Genomic DNA, 14,189 nt, shown 5'->3' on the forward strand with positions numbered 1-14,189 from the left:
CCCCGGCCCGCCCCTCCCACCCCTCCCCGCTCGCTCAGCCCTGCGGCGGGTCAGGCGGCGGCTGCGGCGCGCCCGGCAGGCTGATCGATGCCTCGGTGCCGCCACCCGGTGCGGGGCGCAGATCGATCGTGCCGCCGGCCTGCTGGACCGTACGCGCGACGATCGACAGGCCCAGGCCGGAGCCGGGGAGCTGACGGGCGGACGGGGAGCGCCAGAAGCGTTCGAAGACGTGGGGGAGTTCGTCGGCGGGGATGCCGGGGCCGTGGTCGCGGACCGTCAGCTCGCCCCGGTGCAGGACCACGTCGATCGTGCCGCCGGCCGGGCTGAACTTCACCGCGTTGTCCAGGACGTTGACGACCGCCCGCTCCAGGGCCGCCGGTTCGGCGCGTACGTACCAGGGGGCCAGCTCCGCCGTGATGGTCAGCTCCGGGCCGCGCAGCCGGGCCCGTTGCAGGGCGGTACGGGTGATGTCGTGCAGGGCGACCACCTGGAGCGGTCCGGGCTGGGCGGCGTCCGGGCGCGCCAGCTCCTGGAGGTCGCCGATGAGCGCGGCCAGCTCGGTCATCTGGGCCTTGACCGAGGACATCAGCGCCTTGCGGTCGTCCGGCGGGATCGCCCTGCCCGTCTCGTCGCTGCGGACGAGGAGCTCCACGTTGGTGCGCAGGGATGTCAGCGGGGTGCGCAGCTCGTGGCCGGCGTCCGCGATCAGCTGGGCCTGGCGGTCCCGGGAGGTGGCGAGCGAGGCCGTCATCGAGTTGAAGGAGCGCGAGAGGCGCGCGATCTCGTCCTCGCCGTCGACCGGGATGCGGACGGTGAGGTCCTCGGTGCGGGCGACGTGTTCGACGGCCTCGGTCAGTTCGTCGACGGGACGCAGGCCGGAGCGGGCGACCCAGAGGCCGGCGGCGCCCGCGCCGATGACGCCGATGCCCGAGACGAGGACGAGGACCCAGGCCAGGGTGGAGAGGGGCTTGTCGATTTCGCTCAGGGGGCGGGCGATGGAGACGCCGAGGTTGGTGACCGCCTGGCCGGGCCCGCGTGACGCCGTCACCGGGTAGGTGACGACGCGCATCTTCACGCCGTCGGCAGCGGTCACCGAGTGCGGTGCGCCGGGCCGCTCGTTGTCGACCACCGCGAGGTCGGCCGAGGTCACGGGGAGCTCGGACGAGTCGGGGGCGATGCACACCGTCCCTGCGTCGTCGATGAGCTGGACGGTGAGGCCCGTGTAGGGCCGGGGCTGCAACTTGCCGGTGCCGTTGCAGTACCGGTAGAGGTTGGACAGGTATTCGTTGTCGACCTTGGAGGCGCGCAACGTCGAGTCGAGCTGGTTCTCCAGCTGCGCCCGCGTGACGAACCAGCACGCCGCGGCAACGGCCGCCACCGCCACCGCCACCGCGGTCGCGACCAGCAGTGCCAGCCGGGACCGGAGCGGCAGGGCGCGGATGCGTTGCAGGGGTCCCGTCATCCGTCCCCACCCCCGGACCGCAGCGCGTACCCCACGCCCCGGACCGTGTGGACCAGGCGCGGTTCGCCGCCCGCCTCGGTCTTGCGGCGCAGGTACATCACGTACACGTCCAGGGAGTTGGAGCTCGGTTCGAAGTCGAAGCCCCATACCGCCTTGAGGATCTGCTCGCGGGTCAGCACCTGGCGCGGGTGCGCGAGGAACATCTCCAGCAGGGTGAACTCGGTGCGGGTCAGTTCCACGCGCCGGTTGCCGCGGGTGACCTCGCGGGTGGCGAGGTCCATCTTCAGGTCGGCGAACGAGAGCACGTTGTCGTCGGGGACGGGGCCGCCCGCCGCGGCCGCGTACGAGCTGCGGCGGAGCAGGGCGCGGATGCGGGCGAACAGCTCGTCCAGTTCGAAGGGCTTGACCAGGTAGTCGTCGGCGCCCGCGTCGAGTCCGGTGACGCGGTCGCCGACGGTGTCGCGGGCGGTGAGCATCAGGATCGGCGTGGTGCTGCCGGTGGAACGGATGCGGCGGGCGGCGGTCAGTCCGTCCATCCGCGGCATCTGGATGTCGAGGACGATGAGGTCGGGGGCGTACGACTCCGCCTTGGTGAGGGCGTCGAGACCGTCGACGGCGACCTCGGTGCCGTATCCCTCGAACGCGAGGCTGCGTTGCAGGGCCTCGCGTACGGCGGGCTCGTCGTCGACGATCAGGATGCGCTGCGGATCGTCTTCGGCGGGGCTCATCGCTGCTTCGTCCTCTTCTCGTTCCGTGCGGGGGAGGGAGCGGTGCTCCCGCCCTCAGCCTCGCACGGCCGTGGCGCGGCGTCGCGCGGCACGGCGTCCGCGGTTGCCGCCGGTGCGGAGCTCCGTGGCGCGCGGCTGCCCGCCGGTGTTCTGCTCGGTGTCCTGGTCCGCGGAGCGCTCGGTGAGGAACGCTACGAGCGCGAGCGGCAGGGCCAGCCCCGCGGGTCCCGCGGGGCTGTCGTCCGGGTGGTGCATGGGTGTCTCCTCAGGAGCTGTTGCCGGCCCGCAGGGTGTCGAGGTCGGCCTTGAGGGTGTTCACCGGGATGGCGAAGCCGAGGCCGACGCTGCCCGCGCTGGAGCTGTTGGAGCTGCTGGCCGAACTGGCCGAGTACATCGCGGAGTTGATGCCGATGATCTCGCCGTTCATGTTGATCAGGGCGCCGCCGGAGTTACCCGGGTTGAGCGAGGCGTCGGTCTGGAGGGCCTTGTACGTGGTGGTGGACTCGCCGGTGTCGCCGTTGAACTGCTGACCGCCGAACTCGAACGGCCACTGCTCCCCGCCGCCCTGGCTCCCCTGCCCCTGCCCCTGCCCCTGGCTCTGTCCCTGGCCCTGGCTCTGGCTGTCGCCGTCTTCCTTGGCGACCGTGACGTCCCGGTCGAGCGCGGACACGATGCCGCTGGTGACGGTGCCGGTCAGGCCCTCGGGCGAGCCGATCGCGACGACCTCGTCGCCGACGGCGACCTTGGAGGAGTCGCCGAGCGTGGCCGTCTTCAGCCCGCTCGCGCCCTGGAGCTTGATCAGGGCGAGGTCCTTGTCGGGGTCGGTGCCGACCACATCGGCCGTGTACGTCTTGCCGGTGCTGAGCGTCACCTTGACCGATGAGGCGCCCGCGACGACGTGGTTGTTGGTGACGATCTCGCCGTCGGACGTGATGACCACGCCGGAACCGGTGGAGTCGCCCGCGGTCGAGGTCGCGCTGATCTCGACGATCGTCGGCGACAGGGCGGCGGCCACACCGGAGACGGTGCCCTTGCTGCTCTGCGAGACGGTCGTGCCGGGGATGACGCTGCTGCCGGTGCCGGCGGTGCCCTGGTCGGTGAGCTGCCCGATCACCGTGGCCGTGCCGCCGCCGACGATGGCCGCCGCGATGGCCACCGCCGCGAGGAGCGCGACGGGGCGGCGGACCCGGCGCCGGGACGCGGGCGGCTCGGGGGCCGGCTGCGGCAGTCCGGGACCCTGGTGCCCGTCACCGCCGCCGTGGCCCTCGCCGCCGGTGTACCCGTCGGTGGTGCCGGGGCCGGGCCACACGGTGGTTCCGTGGCCCGCGCCGACCGGCTGCGCGGGCTGGTATGACGGCGGCGGCGGGTAGGCCGCGTCGCCGTTGCCGTACGAGGGGTACATCGGGTACTCGCCGCTCGGGCGCTGGCTCTCTGTCATGTGTAAGAGCATGTCCAGTCAAGATGAGAGCAACGTGAGTACGCCCTGAGAAGCCCGGCAGAACCGCGTATGCCCGATATAAGGGCCCCTAGTGGGGGCGCGGCCCCCAGCCCCGTCACTCGTGGGGGCGCGGCCCCCGGCCCGGTGCCGGAAGCGGCTCGGGGCCCGCTTACTTGCCGGTGCCGGTGTGGTAGCCGATCGGGTCGACGAAGACGTCGGGGGAGCCGGCGGATGCCGGGACGGTGATCGTCAGGTCGTCGAGGTTCGCGATGGCCGAGATCTTCTCGTTGGGCGGGGTGACGGAGAGCCGGGTGTAGGTCTTGCCGGAGCCGTCGGTGGCCGGGATGTAGCGCAGCAGGAACTGGGTCTCCTCGCCGGTCCCGATGGTGACGGTGGACGCCTTGGAGTCGGTGCGGGCGGCGTCGGGACCGGTGTCGCCGAGGCCGTCGGGGCCCACGAGCTGGACACCCGGGAAGCCGTGCATGCTGCACTTGCCGGAGCCGGTGTTCTTCAGGTTGACGACCAGCTCGTTCTTGACGCCCGCGGCGGCGGTGCTGAGGGCGAGATCGTCGGTCCGGCACATCGCGGCCGAGTTCGGGGTCCCGCTCTTGGCGCTGAGGCCGCTGCCCTTGCCGGAGCCGGTGGAGGCGGCGCCGGACTTGGACGAGGACGATCCCGCGGCCGAGGCCGAGCTCTGCTCCCCGGTGGAGTTGCCCGCGTCGCCGGAGCCGGCGTCCTGGCCGCCGCTGGAGCCGCTCGCCGAGGTGGACGTGCTGGTGTCGGCGGATGCGCTCGATCCGTCGCTGCCGCCGCACGCGGTCAGCGAGAGGCCGGCGGCGACGACCAGGGCGAGAGCGGAGATCTTCTTGACGCGCATCGTGACTCCTGAGAAGCAGTGGGGGGAACGCCCGTTCCGGCTGGGCGGACGTTGTTGCTTCATAGGACATCTATCTTCCGGCGAGGCGTTGCGGCCGGAGTTGGATCAAGACGCCGCTGTGACATACGGGTAGAGGCCCCGTTACGTGAAAGCGGAGGTAGCGGGCCAGACCGCGCCCGCCACCTGGGCTTTCTCAGCCGCGCCGGGCCGCCGGGGGCTCCCCGCAGCCGCAGGAGCGCCGCACCACGAGCGCCGAGGGGAACTGCTTCAGCCGCTCCCGTCGCGAGCCCGACACCCGGAGCGAGTCATCGAGCACCAGGTCCACGGCGGCTCGCGCCATGGCCGGGCGGTCCGAGAAGACCGTCGTGAGCGGTGGGTCGGTCAGCCCGGCTTCCTTCACGTCGTCGAAGCCCGCCACCGCGAGCTCACCCGGCACATCGATCCGCAGCTCGCGCGCTGCCCGCAGTACGCCGATCGCCTGGTCGTCCGTCGCGCAGAAGATGGCCGGGGGCCTGTCCGGGCCCGCGAGGAGCTCCAGCGCCACCCGGTAGGCGTCGTAACGGTTGTACGGGGCCTGGAAGAGCCGGCCCTCGGTCGAGCGCCCCGACTCGTGCATTGCCCGGCGCCAGCCCTCGACGTGGTCGGCCACCGGGTCGCCGACCGCCGGGGTCGACTCCACGCCGCCGAGGCACGCCACGTACTCGTTGCCGTGCTCCAGCAGGTGACGGGTGGCGAGCTGGGCGCCGCCGACGTCATCGGTGACGACAGCGACGTCGTCGATCGCCTCGGGCCGCTCGTGCAGCAGCACGACACGGGCGTCCCACGCCTCAATCTCGGCCGCGGCCCGCTCGCTGGGGCCCTGGCTCACCAGGATCAGCCCGGAGACCCGCATGCCGAGGAAGGCCCGCAGGTAGTGGACCTCGCGCTCGTCCCGGTAGTCCGAGTTGCCGACGAGCACCATTTTTCCGCGTTCGGCCGCGGCCTGTTCGACCGCGTGCGCCATCTCCGCGAAGAACGGCTGCCGCGCGTCCGGCACGATCATCCCTATGAGATCGGTCCGCCGGGACGCCATCGCCTGCGCGACCCGGTCGGGCCGGTAGCCCAGCTCCTTGATCGCGGCGAGCACCCGCTCGCGCGTGGCCGGGGCGACCGGCCTGGGTCCGTTGTTGATGACGTAACTGACCACTGCGGTCGACGTCCCCGCCAGTCTCGCCACATCGTCCCGCGTCACCTTGGCCACGCGCGGCAGTCTACGCGGATATACCTACCTCTTGGCAGGCCGGACCGGGGCTTCTTCCGCCACCTCGGCAACCTTCGGCTGCTCCGAACGGGTGAGGGTTTCGGCCGCGGCCTTCGCTGCGGCGGCCTTGGCCTCCTCGGCGGCGGCCCGCTCGACCTTCTCCGGCGCGACGAAGCGGTAGCCCACGTTGCGGACGGTGCCGATGAGCGACTCGTGCTCGGGGCCGAGCTTGGCGCGCAGCCGCCGGACGTGTACGTCGACCGTCCGAGTGCCGCCGAAGTAGTCGTAGCCCCAGACCTCCTGGAGCAGCTGGGCGCGGGTGAAGACCCGGCCCGGGTGCTGCGCCAGATATTTGAGGAGTTCGAATTCCTTGAAGGTCAGGTCCAGGACCCGGCCCTTGAGCTTGGCGCTGTACGTCGCCTCGTCGACCGACAGATCGCCGTTGCGGATCTCCATCGGGGAGTCGTCGGAGGTGATCTGCTGCCGGCCGGTGGCCAGTCGCAGCCGCGCCTCGACCTCGGCGGGACCCGCCGTGTCCAGCAGCACGTCGTCGATCCCCCAGTCCGCGGTGACGGCCGCGAGGCCGCCCTCCGTGACGACGAGGATCAGCGGACAGCCGGGTCCTGTGGACCGCAGCAGCTGACAGAGGGAGCGCACCTGGGGCAGGTCGCGCCGTCCGTCGATGAGGATGACATCGGCACCGGGGGTGTCGACGAGAGCGGGGCCTTCGGCAGGCGCCACCCGCACGCTGTGCAGCAGGAGGCCGAGGGCGGGGAGCACCTCCGTCGACGGTTGGAGGGCGTTCGTCAGGAGCAGCAGTGAACTCATCGCCGTCCACCTGCCTGGGTCGTCGGTCGATGATCGTGCACGGTTGGCTCGCCCATTACGTCGGTCCTCCTCGTTCCCTGCGAGAGGGGCACTCCCGGGCGGGGCCCGGGGGAGTATGCGGCACTGCTTCGTACGCTTATTGGTGTTGTTCCGTACGACGTTTCGTCATACGGGTTTTACCGGTGCGGCCCCGCGCCCAGGGCTGCTGAGCTTGTCGAAACGTCGTCGTAACAACGTGCGGAAAGCACAAAAGGACCCGGGGGCTGCATTGCCCGGATCCTCTTCCCAGCAGAATAGCCCACATGAGTTCTGTGTCCGAGGGGCGATTTCCGAGTTCCTCTGTTCCCTTGATCACGCGCGCGCCGCTCCGGACCGCATTGCGGGCCGATGACGGGGTCCTGATCGAGGCGGTGTACGACCCGTGTACGGCAGATGACGGTGCCGGCGCGGAAGGCGGCGACGCCGGTACGGCGATCGTCGTCGCGCACGGTTTCACCGGTTCGGCGGACCGCCCGGCGGTGCGGCGCGCCGTGGAGGTGTTCTCCCAGCGTGCGGCGGTGATCACGTTCTCCTTCCGGGGGCACGGTGGCTCCGGCGGGCGGTCCACGGTGGGGGACCGCGAGGTGCTGGACCTGGCGGCCGCGGTGGCCTGGGCGCGGTCGCTCGGGCACCGGCGCGTCGTTACGGTCGGGTTCTCGATGGGGGGTTCCGTGGTGCTCCGGCACGGGGCGCTGTATACGGATCCCGCGACGGAGGGCCGGGGCACCGGACCCGTACCGGCGCGCGAGGGGCGCACAGAAGCGCACAAGGAGGCGCACGCGGACGCGGTGGTGTCCGTGAGCGCTCCGGCGCGTTGGTACTACCGGGGGACGGCCCCGATGCGTCGTCTGCACTGGGTGGTCACCCGCCCCACCGGCCGGCTCGTCGGGCGGTACGGCTTCCGGACCAGGATCGACCGCAACGACTGGAACCCGGTCCCGCTCTCCCCGGTCGCGGCGGTTCCGTCGATCGCCCCGGCGCCGCTGCTGATCGTGCACGGCGACCGCGACCCGTACTTCCCGCTCGACCACCCGCGGATGCTGGCCGAGGCGGCGGACGGCGCCGCCGAGCTGTGGCTGGAGCGCGGCATGGGGCACGCGGAGAACGCGGCGGACGCCCCCCTGCTCGCCCGCATCGCCGACTGGGCGACGGGCCGGTGACGCGGTGAACGATGATGGACAGCCGATGTGTGTGAGCCGACGAGGGACGAGAGGAGCGCCGCGAATGCCAGCGGTAACGATCCGCTACTGGGCGGCAGCCAAGGCCGCTGCCGGGACGGCGGAGGAGCCGTACACGGCTGCGACGCTCAAGGACGCGCTCGACGCGGTGCGCGAGCAGCACCCCGGTGAGCTGGCCCGAGTGCTTCAGAGGTGCTCGTTCCTCATCGACGGTGACCCCGTCGGGACCCGGAGCCATGAGACCGTACGCCTTGCCGAGGGCGGCACGGTCGAGGTGCTCCCGCCGTTCGCAGGAGGGTGAACCGCAGAACATGAGCAGCAGCGATCAGCAGCAGCCGTACGGCCAGGAGCCGCAGCAGCAGCCGTACAGGCAGGAGCCGCAGCCGCAGCAGCCGTACGGGCAGCAGCAGGCTTACGGGGACCAGGCCCACGCGGACCGGAGCCGGCCCGATCCCGCCTCCCGGCAGCAGGACCACGAGGGCTCGCGGTACGGCGAACCGTCCTACGGGCAGCAGACGCCGTACGCGGGCGACCCGGCCCCGTACGCCCAGCAGCAGCCGCAGGCCGCGTACGACCCGCGGCAGGCGGCCCAGCAGCCGTACCAGCCCGCCCAGCAGTCGTACGAGCCCCAGCGGTCGTACGAGCCTCAGCAGCCGTACGAGCCCCAGCAGTCGTACGAGCCCCAGCAACCCCAGCCGACCCACCACGCTGTGCAGCCGCAGTCCGGGGGCGACTGGCCGGCCGGGGAGCAGGTCGTCGCGCAGACCTGGGAGGGCCAGACCTGGGACACCCAGTACCAGCCCACCATCCAGCGGAGGCAGCCGGTGCAGGCCGCGCACGCCGCGCACGCCGCGCAGCCCGCCGAACCCGCGCAGCCGGCCGCCGGCACCGCCTACCCGTCCCCGCAGCTGCCGCCGCAGGGCGCCTCCGGTGCGTACCCACTGCCCCCCGAGGCGCCGTCGGCTCCCGCCGGGCCCGCCGCTGCGGGCGCTTCCGCGGAGGCCGTTCAGGACGACAGCGGGTACAGCGCGCCCACCACCCTGGGCAACAGCCGGATCACCGACGCCCAGCGCGCCCGCGCCGAGGGCCGTTCGCCGATCATCGCGCCCGGGATGCAGCCCGCCGCGATCACCGCCGGGCTCGGGCTGCTGCTCGCGCTCGGGGCGGCCATCGGGTCCTACGCCCTCGTGGTCCCGCTGGTGCTGCTCCAGGCCGTGACCGCGGCCGGGTGGTTCCGGCTGAACGGCATGTGGCCGGCCCGGCAGGGCATCGCGCTCGCGTTCGCCGGTGGCCTCGTCGCCGATGTGGTGCTGCTGGCCACGGGCCGGGAGAACGGTCCGGCCGCGATCCTCGGCACGCTCGGCGTCTGGGTGCTGCTCACCGTCGTCCTCCAGCTGCGCAGCCGGGCGGGCGCCGACGAGCGGATGCAGGGGCTGATGGCCACCGTCGCCTCGGCCGCGCTCGCGGTTCTGGCCGCAGGCCACCTCGCGGCGGTCCCGGACGCGGTGACGGTCGGCGGAGTCGCCGTCGCCCTCGCGGTGCTCGCACGGGCGCTGCCGCTGCCCGGACCGGTCTCGGTCGTCGCGGCGCTGATCGTCGCCGCGGGCGCCGGTGCCGTTGCGGGTGCCGTGACCGATCTGGGCGCGAAGGGCGCGCTGCTCGGTCTCGCGGCCGGTGTCTGTGCGCTGATCGGGCTGCGGGTGGCGAGCTACGACTACCCGTCCCGCTTCGTGCACATGACGGCCGGAGTGGCGCTGCCGCTCACCGCGGCCGCCCCTGCCGTGTATCTGATCGGCCGCGCGATCTCGTAACCCGTCGCACCGCCGTCGCCGCCTCCCTCGCACCTCCCGCCCCGCGGGTCACAGCAGGACGAAGCCCCCCACCGGGAACCGATGGGGGGCTTCCGCTCGTCGATCACCCGGGGGGCGACGTGCGGCCGCGGGTAGGCTCACGGGCGCCAGGGGTCCGAACGGACGTGGTGGGGGAGGACAGGCATGCGTGCACTACGAATACTGCTGGTCATCGTGGTGGTTCTGGCCGGCGTGTTCATCGCCGTCGATCGGGCTGCGGTGTATTTCGCCGAGTCACAGGCCGCGGACCGGGTGAAGGTCTCCGGCGCGGACATCGGTTCGACGGACGTCTCCATCAAGGGCTTCCCGTTCCTGACCCAGGTCGCCGGATCGGAGCTCGACGAGATCGACGTGAAGATCTCCGGGATCGAGACCAGCGCGGGCGGACGCAAGCTCCGGATCAGCAGGATGAACGCCGAACTGCACCAGGTGCGGCTCACCAACGGCTTCTCCGGCGCCACCGCCGAGCGGGCGACCGGCACGGCGCTCGTCTCCTACGCGGACCTCACCAAGGCGGCCAGCGAGGACATCGCCGTCGAGTACGGCGGCAACGGCAAGGTGAAGGTGACCGGCTCGGTCGACATCCTGGGCCGCACGGTCACGCGCAGCGTCCTGTCCACCGTCACCCTGGTCGACGGCCACACGGTCCGGGTGCACGCCGACAAGGTGCCCGGCGAGGGAATCCCCGGCCTGGAGAAGCTGGTGCGTGAGAAGACCGACTTCGACCGCGAGATCGGCGGACTGCCGAACGGCCTGAAGCTGCAGAAGATCCAGCCGACCGCCGCGGGCCTGGAGATCTCGGTGACCGGTACCGAGGTCTCGCTCGCCGGATAACTCCCGTTCCGAACGGGTAGTGGCTCGTCACGCACGGCACGGCGCCCGCGCTTTCCGTCCCCCGCGCCACATACTGAGACGGTCGAGTCCGTTCCGTAGATGACCGACGGGCGCCACGCCCCGGCGGCGGCGCCGGACGCGGGCCGGGTCCGCATCGAATCCCGAATGCTGGACGATCGCGTCTCAGTATGCGACACGGCGGTGACATGTCCGCCCGTACGTCCCTACGATCGGTCCCATGCAGTGCTCTATTAGCGGTCTCCCACAGCGGGGACGGGCGGATCTCACGAAGCGGCGGGCAGTGGACCTGTGCCGCGTCGCCGCCATGCTCTGTCGCACTGTCTGAGCGGGAAGCGTCGATTTCCCGCATTCCCGGCCCTTCGACCGTTCGTCGGGGCCATCCCGATGCCTCTGTGCACGCGCCGAACCTCGCGCCCCGCACCCGCATCCCGCACCATCTCGCATCATCTCGCCGCAGACTGCCCCGGAGGAGAACAGAATGAGCCGCAGTGACGTCCTGGTAGACGCCGACTGGGTCGAGGCCCACATCGACGACCCGAAGGTTGCCATCGTCGAGGTCGACGAGGACACCTCCGCGTACGAGAAGAACCACATCAAGAACGCGATCCGGATCGACTGGACCAAGGATCTCCAGGACCCGGTCCGCCGCGACTTCATCGACCAGGCCGGATTCGAGGAGCTGCTGTCCGGCAAGGGCATCGGCAACGACACGACGGTCGTCCTGTACGGCGGCAACAACAACTGGTTCGCGTCCTACGCGTTCTGGTACTTCAAGCTCTACGGCCACCAGGACGTCCGCCTGCTCGACGGCGGCCGCAAGAAGTGGGAGCTCGACTCCCGCGACCTGGTCGACGGCGACCAGATCCCGTCCCGCCCGGCCACCCAGTACAAGGCCAAGCCGCAGGACGAGTCGATCCGCGCCTACCGCGACGACGTCGTGCAGGCGATCGGCAACCAGAACCTGGTCGACGTGCGCTCGCCCGACGAGTTCAGCGGCAAGCTGCTCGCCCCGGCCCACCTCCCGCAGGAGCAGTCGCAGCGCCCCGGCCACGTGCCGAGCGCCCGCAACATCCCGTGGTCGAAGAACGCCAACGACGACGGCACCTTCAAGTCGGACGACGAGCTCAAGGCCCTCTACGAGGACGAGCAGGTCGACCTGGCGAAGGACACCATCGCCTACTGCCGCATCGGTGAGCGCTCCGCGCTCACCTGGTTCGTGCTGCACCAGCTGCTCGGCCAGGAGAACGTCAAGAACTACGACGGCTCGTGGACCGAGTACGGCTCCCTCGTGGGCGTGCCGATCGAGCTGGGCGCCAACAAGTAGCTCCGCACCACCTGGACCAGCACGACCCCCGACCAGAAGGACAGAACACCATGTGTGGAGCAAAGGCCGGCGGCCCCGACGCTTCGACGATCAAGCCCGGTGAGACCACCATCCAGGGCAGCGTGACCCGTGACGGCGAGCCCGTCACCGGCTACGTGCGTCTGCTGGACTCGACCGGTGAGTTCACCGCCGAGGTCCCGACCTCGGCGACCGGACAGTTCCGCTTCTACGCGGCCGAGGGCACCTGGACGCTGCGCGCCCTCGTCCCCGGCGGCAGCGCCGACCGCACGGTCGTGGCACAGACGGGTGGCCTCTCCGAGGTGGCCATCGCCGTCCAGTAGCTGCCACCTGCTCCGCCGACGACGGCGCGAAGGGCCGTATCCCAGGGGGTTGGACGCCTTCTGAACCGGGGTACGGCCCTTCGCGCCGTCCGGACGGGAAGCGGTACGGCCCTTCGTCCTGCCCGGACGGGAAGCGGTACGGCCCGGGGCTCGGCGGGACGGGAAGCGGTACGGCCCGGGACCGGCCGGACGGGACGGAAGGGCGGTGCGGCCCAGGACCGGCCGGACGGCTCGATCGGGCCTACGCTGGATGCATGTACCGCCGACGCCGGCGCGCCTACTTCCTGATGATGGGCGTATGCCTCGTCCTCTTCGTCTCGGCCTGGGCCTTCGTGAGGCTCTGGTCGGTTCCGGCAGCCATCGCGATGTGCGTGCTCGCGATGGTGATCCCGCCCGTGGCGGCGATAGTCGCCAACCGGAAAGGGCCGGAGGACCGCTGGTGGGACGACCCCGCCCCGCCGCCGGCCAGACCCCAGGCCCCGCCGCGGACACCGCCCCGCGCCCCTCCCCGGACCCGGTCCCGGTCCCGGTCCGGCAAGGACGGACCGACGGGCGATCCCGAGTCCGACGAGTGGTGGGAGGAGCTCGACGGCAGGAAGCGCCGGCCGTGACGAGCGAGCGGCCCGGTCCGGCCGGCGGACGGGACCGGGCGCGTCAGTAGACGTCGCCGACTGACATCAGTAGACGCCGGCAGGGTCAGTAGACGTCGGCAGACGTCAGTAGACGAGTGCCTGGACGCCGTCGGCCATGATCTCGCTGACGAAGACCTGGGCCCCGGCGATCCGTACGCCCTCCAGGACGTCCTGCTCGGTGATGTCGCGACGGGCCGCGCACTGGGTGCAGAGAGTGATCCGGCCGCCAGCCTGGACCGACTCGATCAGATCCGGCAGCGGCGCCGAATGCGGCAGTTCGAACTCGGCGGCCCGCCCCGGCAGGGCGAACCAGGCGGATTCCCCGGTCAGCCAGAGCGAGACCTCCACCCCACTGGCGACGGCCACCGCCGCCACCGTGAACGCCTGCGAGCAGCGCTCGGCGGAATCGGCGCCTGCGGTCACCTTGATCACGAGCTTCTTCGGCATGTTCCGAACTGTAATCCTCGCCGCCGGGGGACGCCCCGGCCCTCTTCCACCGGACGGTGATCCCGCGGAACCGCCCGCCGGGCCGACCCGCTCCGCGGCAAACCCCGGACCGGCGGGCCGGGGCTCCACCCATTAGGCTGGGGCCCGGCCCGTACTGCTGCCATACCGCTCGTTCAAGGAGCTCCCGTGCTTGAGGCATTCTTCACCACCCTGCTGGTCCTGGTCTGTGTCGGCACCCTCGCCTTCGCCGGCGTGACCGTGAAGAAGCTCTACCAGGGCCAGCGCTGACCTTCCGCGCCCCTCGCTTCCCCCGTCCCCCCGCCTCACAGATCGTCTGAGCCGCTCATGATCGAGATTCCGTCCGACCTCCACCCGGACCTCGTCCCGCTGGCCTTCCTCCTGGGAAACTGGGCGGGCGCGGGTGTGTCCGACTTCCCCGGAGCCGAGAAGTGCAACTTCGGCCAGGAGGTCTCCTTCAGCCACGACGGCCGGGACTTCCTGGAGTACGTCTCGCGCTCCTGGGTGCTCGACGCCGAGGGCGAGAAGGTCCGGCCGCTGGAGTCCGAGTCCGGGTACTGGCGCATCGACAAGGACCGCAAGGTCGAGGTCGTGATGGTCCGCGACCAGGGCGTCATCGAGATCTGGTACGGCGAGCTGGCCCACCAGAAGCCGCAGATCGACCTGGTCACCGACGCGGTGGCCCGGACGGCGGCCTCCGGCCCGTACAACGGTGGCAAGCGGCTCTACGGCTATGTGAACAGCGACCTGATGTGGGTCGGCGAGAAGTCCACGCCCGATGTGGAGCTGCGGCCGTACATGTCGGCGCACCTGAAGAAGGTCGTCACCCCCGAAGAGGTCGAGGCGATGGCGAAGAGCCTCGGCGACCTGCCGGACGACGGGATCGCGTTCTTCAAGTAGGCGGGCTCCGGCGGCGGACCCGGACCTACACT

Annotated in this window: 17 protein-coding genes; 9 read left to right on the forward strand and 8 right to left on the reverse strand. The window is 71.5% G+C overall.

Features of this window, described 5'->3' with window-relative positions; all coding sequences use genetic code 11:
- Nucleotides 1-34: 34 nt before the first annotated feature.
- From ACFVJX_RS19330 to ACFVJX_RS19360, 7 genes are all read right to left on the reverse strand, one after another.
- The gene (locus tag ACFVJX_RS19330; protein ID WP_384132297.1) at nucleotides 35-1,462 is read right to left on the reverse strand and encodes a sensor histidine kinase; all 1,428 of its coding nucleotides are present in this window, start codon (nucleotides 1,460-1,462) and stop codon (nucleotides 35-37) included.
- The gene (locus ACFVJX_RS19335; protein ID WP_384132294.1) at nucleotides 1,459-2,190 is read right to left on the reverse strand and encodes a response regulator transcription factor; all 732 of its coding nucleotides are present in this window, start codon (nucleotides 2,188-2,190) and stop codon (nucleotides 1,459-1,461) included. The genes ACFVJX_RS19330 and ACFVJX_RS19335 overlap by 4 nt, the downstream gene beginning before the upstream one ends.
- 54 nt (nucleotides 2,191-2,244) lie before the next feature.
- Entirely contained in the window at nucleotides 2,245-2,445 is a 201-nt protein-coding gene (locus tag ACFVJX_RS19340; RefSeq protein ID WP_384132292.1) for a hypothetical protein, read from the reverse strand.
- Nucleotides 2,446-2,455: 10 nt separating this feature from the next.
- Nucleotides 2,456-3,628, reverse strand: coding sequence for a S1C family serine protease (locus ACFVJX_RS19345; RefSeq protein ID WP_384132289.1), 1,173 nt, complete (start codon nucleotides 3,626-3,628; stop codon nucleotides 2,456-2,458).
- Between the two features lie 169 nt (nucleotides 3,629-3,797).
- On the reverse strand, nucleotides 3,798-4,505 hold the full coding sequence (locus tag ACFVJX_RS19350) for a DUF4232 domain-containing protein (RefSeq protein ID WP_384132286.1): 708 nt from the start codon (nucleotides 4,503-4,505) through the stop codon (nucleotides 3,798-3,800).
- A gap of 193 nt (nucleotides 4,506-4,698) precedes the next feature.
- Entirely contained in the window at nucleotides 4,699-5,745 is a 1,047-nt protein-coding gene (locus ACFVJX_RS19355) for a LacI family DNA-binding transcriptional regulator (RefSeq protein WP_123524618.1), read from the reverse strand.
- A 24-nt stretch (nucleotides 5,746-5,769) separates the two neighbouring features.
- On the reverse strand, nucleotides 5,770-6,573 hold the full coding sequence (locus ACFVJX_RS19360; protein ID WP_384132282.1) for a response regulator transcription factor: 804 nt from the start codon (nucleotides 6,571-6,573) through the stop codon (nucleotides 5,770-5,772).
- Between the two features lie 302 nt (nucleotides 6,574-6,875).
- On the opposite strand from ACFVJX_RS19360, the gene ACFVJX_RS19365 reads away from it, so the two are divergent.
- The 8 genes from ACFVJX_RS19365 to ACFVJX_RS19400 all read left to right on the forward strand — a co-directional run bounded on the left by ACFVJX_RS19365 (nucleotide 6,876) and on the right by ACFVJX_RS19400 (nucleotide 12,771).
- Nucleotides 6,876-7,772 carry an alpha/beta hydrolase family protein gene (locus ACFVJX_RS19365; RefSeq protein WP_384132279.1) on the forward strand — a complete coding sequence of 299 codons (897 nt, stop codon included), beginning with the start codon at nucleotides 6,876-6,878 and terminating at the stop codon, nucleotides 7,770-7,772.
- Between the two features lie 64 nt (nucleotides 7,773-7,836).
- The gene (locus ACFVJX_RS19370) at nucleotides 7,837-8,091 is read left to right on the forward strand and encodes a MoaD/ThiS family protein (protein WP_384132276.1); all 255 of its coding nucleotides are present in this window, start codon (nucleotides 7,837-7,839) and stop codon (nucleotides 8,089-8,091) included.
- 10 nt (nucleotides 8,092-8,101) lie between these two features.
- Nucleotides 8,102-9,601 carry a hypothetical protein gene (locus tag ACFVJX_RS19375; RefSeq protein WP_384132273.1) on the forward strand — a complete coding sequence of 500 codons (1,500 nt, stop codon included), beginning with the start codon at nucleotides 8,102-8,104 and terminating at the stop codon, nucleotides 9,599-9,601.
- Between the two features lie 183 nt (nucleotides 9,602-9,784).
- Nucleotides 9,785-10,474: a DUF2993 domain-containing protein gene (locus ACFVJX_RS19380; protein ID WP_384132271.1), complete on the forward strand. Its 690-nt coding sequence runs from the start codon at nucleotides 9,785-9,787 to the stop codon at nucleotides 10,472-10,474.
- A gap of 238 nt (nucleotides 10,475-10,712) precedes the next feature.
- The gene (locus ACFVJX_RS19385; protein ID WP_353962123.1) at nucleotides 10,713-10,820 is read left to right on the forward strand and encodes a putative leader peptide; all 108 of its coding nucleotides are present in this window, start codon (nucleotides 10,713-10,715) and stop codon (nucleotides 10,818-10,820) included.
- A 153-nt stretch (nucleotides 10,821-10,973) separates the two neighbouring features.
- Nucleotides 10,974-11,819 (forward strand): sulfurtransferase, encoded by an 846-nt coding sequence (locus ACFVJX_RS19390; RefSeq protein ID WP_384132267.1) that lies wholly within the window; start codon nucleotides 10,974-10,976, stop codon nucleotides 11,817-11,819.
- A 50-nt stretch (nucleotides 11,820-11,869) separates the two neighbouring features.
- Nucleotides 11,870-12,160 (forward strand): DUF1416 domain-containing protein, encoded by a 291-nt coding sequence (locus ACFVJX_RS19395; protein WP_384132264.1) that lies wholly within the window; start codon nucleotides 11,870-11,872, stop codon nucleotides 12,158-12,160.
- A gap of 254 nt (nucleotides 12,161-12,414) precedes the next feature.
- Entirely contained in the window at nucleotides 12,415-12,771 is a 357-nt protein-coding gene (locus tag ACFVJX_RS19400) for a DUF3099 domain-containing protein (protein ID WP_384132261.1), read from the forward strand.
- A gap of 105 nt (nucleotides 12,772-12,876) precedes the next feature.
- On the opposite strand, the gene ACFVJX_RS19405 is transcribed toward ACFVJX_RS19400, so the two are convergent.
- Nucleotides 12,877-13,239 carry a DsrE family protein gene (locus ACFVJX_RS19405; RefSeq protein WP_384132259.1) on the reverse strand — a complete coding sequence of 121 codons (363 nt, stop codon included), beginning with the start codon at nucleotides 13,237-13,239 and terminating at the stop codon, nucleotides 12,877-12,879.
- 345 nt (nucleotides 13,240-13,584) lie between these two features.
- Between ACFVJX_RS19405 and ACFVJX_RS19410 the strand changes: the two genes are divergently transcribed.
- Entirely contained in the window at nucleotides 13,585-14,157 is a 573-nt protein-coding gene (locus ACFVJX_RS19410) for an FABP family protein (protein WP_384132256.1), read from the forward strand.
- Nucleotides 14,158-14,189 lie beyond the last annotated feature (32 nt).

The organism is Streptomyces sp. NPDC127177 (assembly GCF_042672475.1).
Classification (GTDB): domain Bacteria; phylum Actinomycetota; class Actinomycetes; order Streptomycetales; family Streptomycetaceae; genus Streptomyces.

Excerpts from the sequence above, each read along its gene's own strand:
- ACFVJX_RS19375 (WP_384132273.1), top strand. The coding sequence starts at position 8,102 with ATGAGCAGCAGCGATCAGCAGCAGCCGTACGGCCAGGAGCCGCAGCAG.
- ACFVJX_RS19410 (WP_384132256.1), top strand. The coding sequence starts at position 13,585 with ATGATCGAGATTCCGTCCGACCTCCACCCGGACCTCGTCCCGCTGGCC.
- ACFVJX_RS19405 (WP_384132259.1), bottom strand. The coding sequence starts at position 13,239 with ATGCCGAAGAAGCTCGTGATCAAGGTGACCGCAGGCGCCGATTCCGCC.
- ACFVJX_RS19400 (WP_384132261.1), top strand. The coding sequence starts at position 12,415 with ATGTACCGCCGACGCCGGCGCGCCTACTTCCTGATGATGGGCGTATGC.
- ACFVJX_RS19330 (WP_384132297.1), bottom strand. The coding sequence starts at position 1,462 with ATGACGGGACCCCTGCAACGCATCCGCGCCCTGCCGCTCCGGTCCCGG.
- ACFVJX_RS19370 (WP_384132276.1), top strand. The coding sequence starts at position 7,837 with ATGCCAGCGGTAACGATCCGCTACTGGGCGGCAGCCAAGGCCGCTGCC.
- ACFVJX_RS19350 (WP_384132286.1), bottom strand. The coding sequence starts at position 4,505 with ATGCGCGTCAAGAAGATCTCCGCTCTCGCCCTGGTCGTCGCCGCCGGC.
- ACFVJX_RS19340 (WP_384132292.1), bottom strand. The coding sequence starts at position 2,445 with ATGCACCACCCGGACGACAGCCCCGCGGGACCCGCGGGGCTGGCCCTG.
- ACFVJX_RS19365 (WP_384132279.1), top strand. The coding sequence starts at position 6,876 with ATGAGTTCTGTGTCCGAGGGGCGATTTCCGAGTTCCTCTGTTCCCTTG.
- ACFVJX_RS19345 (WP_384132289.1), bottom strand. The coding sequence starts at position 3,628 with ATGACAGAGAGCCAGCGCCCGAGCGGCGAGTACCCGATGTACCCCTCG.
- ACFVJX_RS19335 (WP_384132294.1), bottom strand. The coding sequence starts at position 2,190 with ATGAGCCCCGCCGAAGACGATCCGCAGCGCATCCTGATCGTCGACGAC.
- ACFVJX_RS19380 (WP_384132271.1), top strand. The coding sequence starts at position 9,785 with ATGCGTGCACTACGAATACTGCTGGTCATCGTGGTGGTTCTGGCCGGC.
- ACFVJX_RS19360 (WP_384132282.1), bottom strand. The coding sequence starts at position 6,573 with ATGAGTTCACTGCTGCTCCTGACGAACGCCCTCCAACCGTCGACGGAG.
- ACFVJX_RS19390 (WP_384132267.1), top strand. The coding sequence starts at position 10,974 with ATGAGCCGCAGTGACGTCCTGGTAGACGCCGACTGGGTCGAGGCCCAC.
- ACFVJX_RS19395 (WP_384132264.1), top strand. The coding sequence starts at position 11,870 with ATGTGTGGAGCAAAGGCCGGCGGCCCCGACGCTTCGACGATCAAGCCC.
- ACFVJX_RS19385 (WP_353962123.1), top strand. The coding sequence starts at position 10,713 with ATGCAGTGCTCTATTAGCGGTCTCCCACAGCGGGGACGGGCGGATCTC.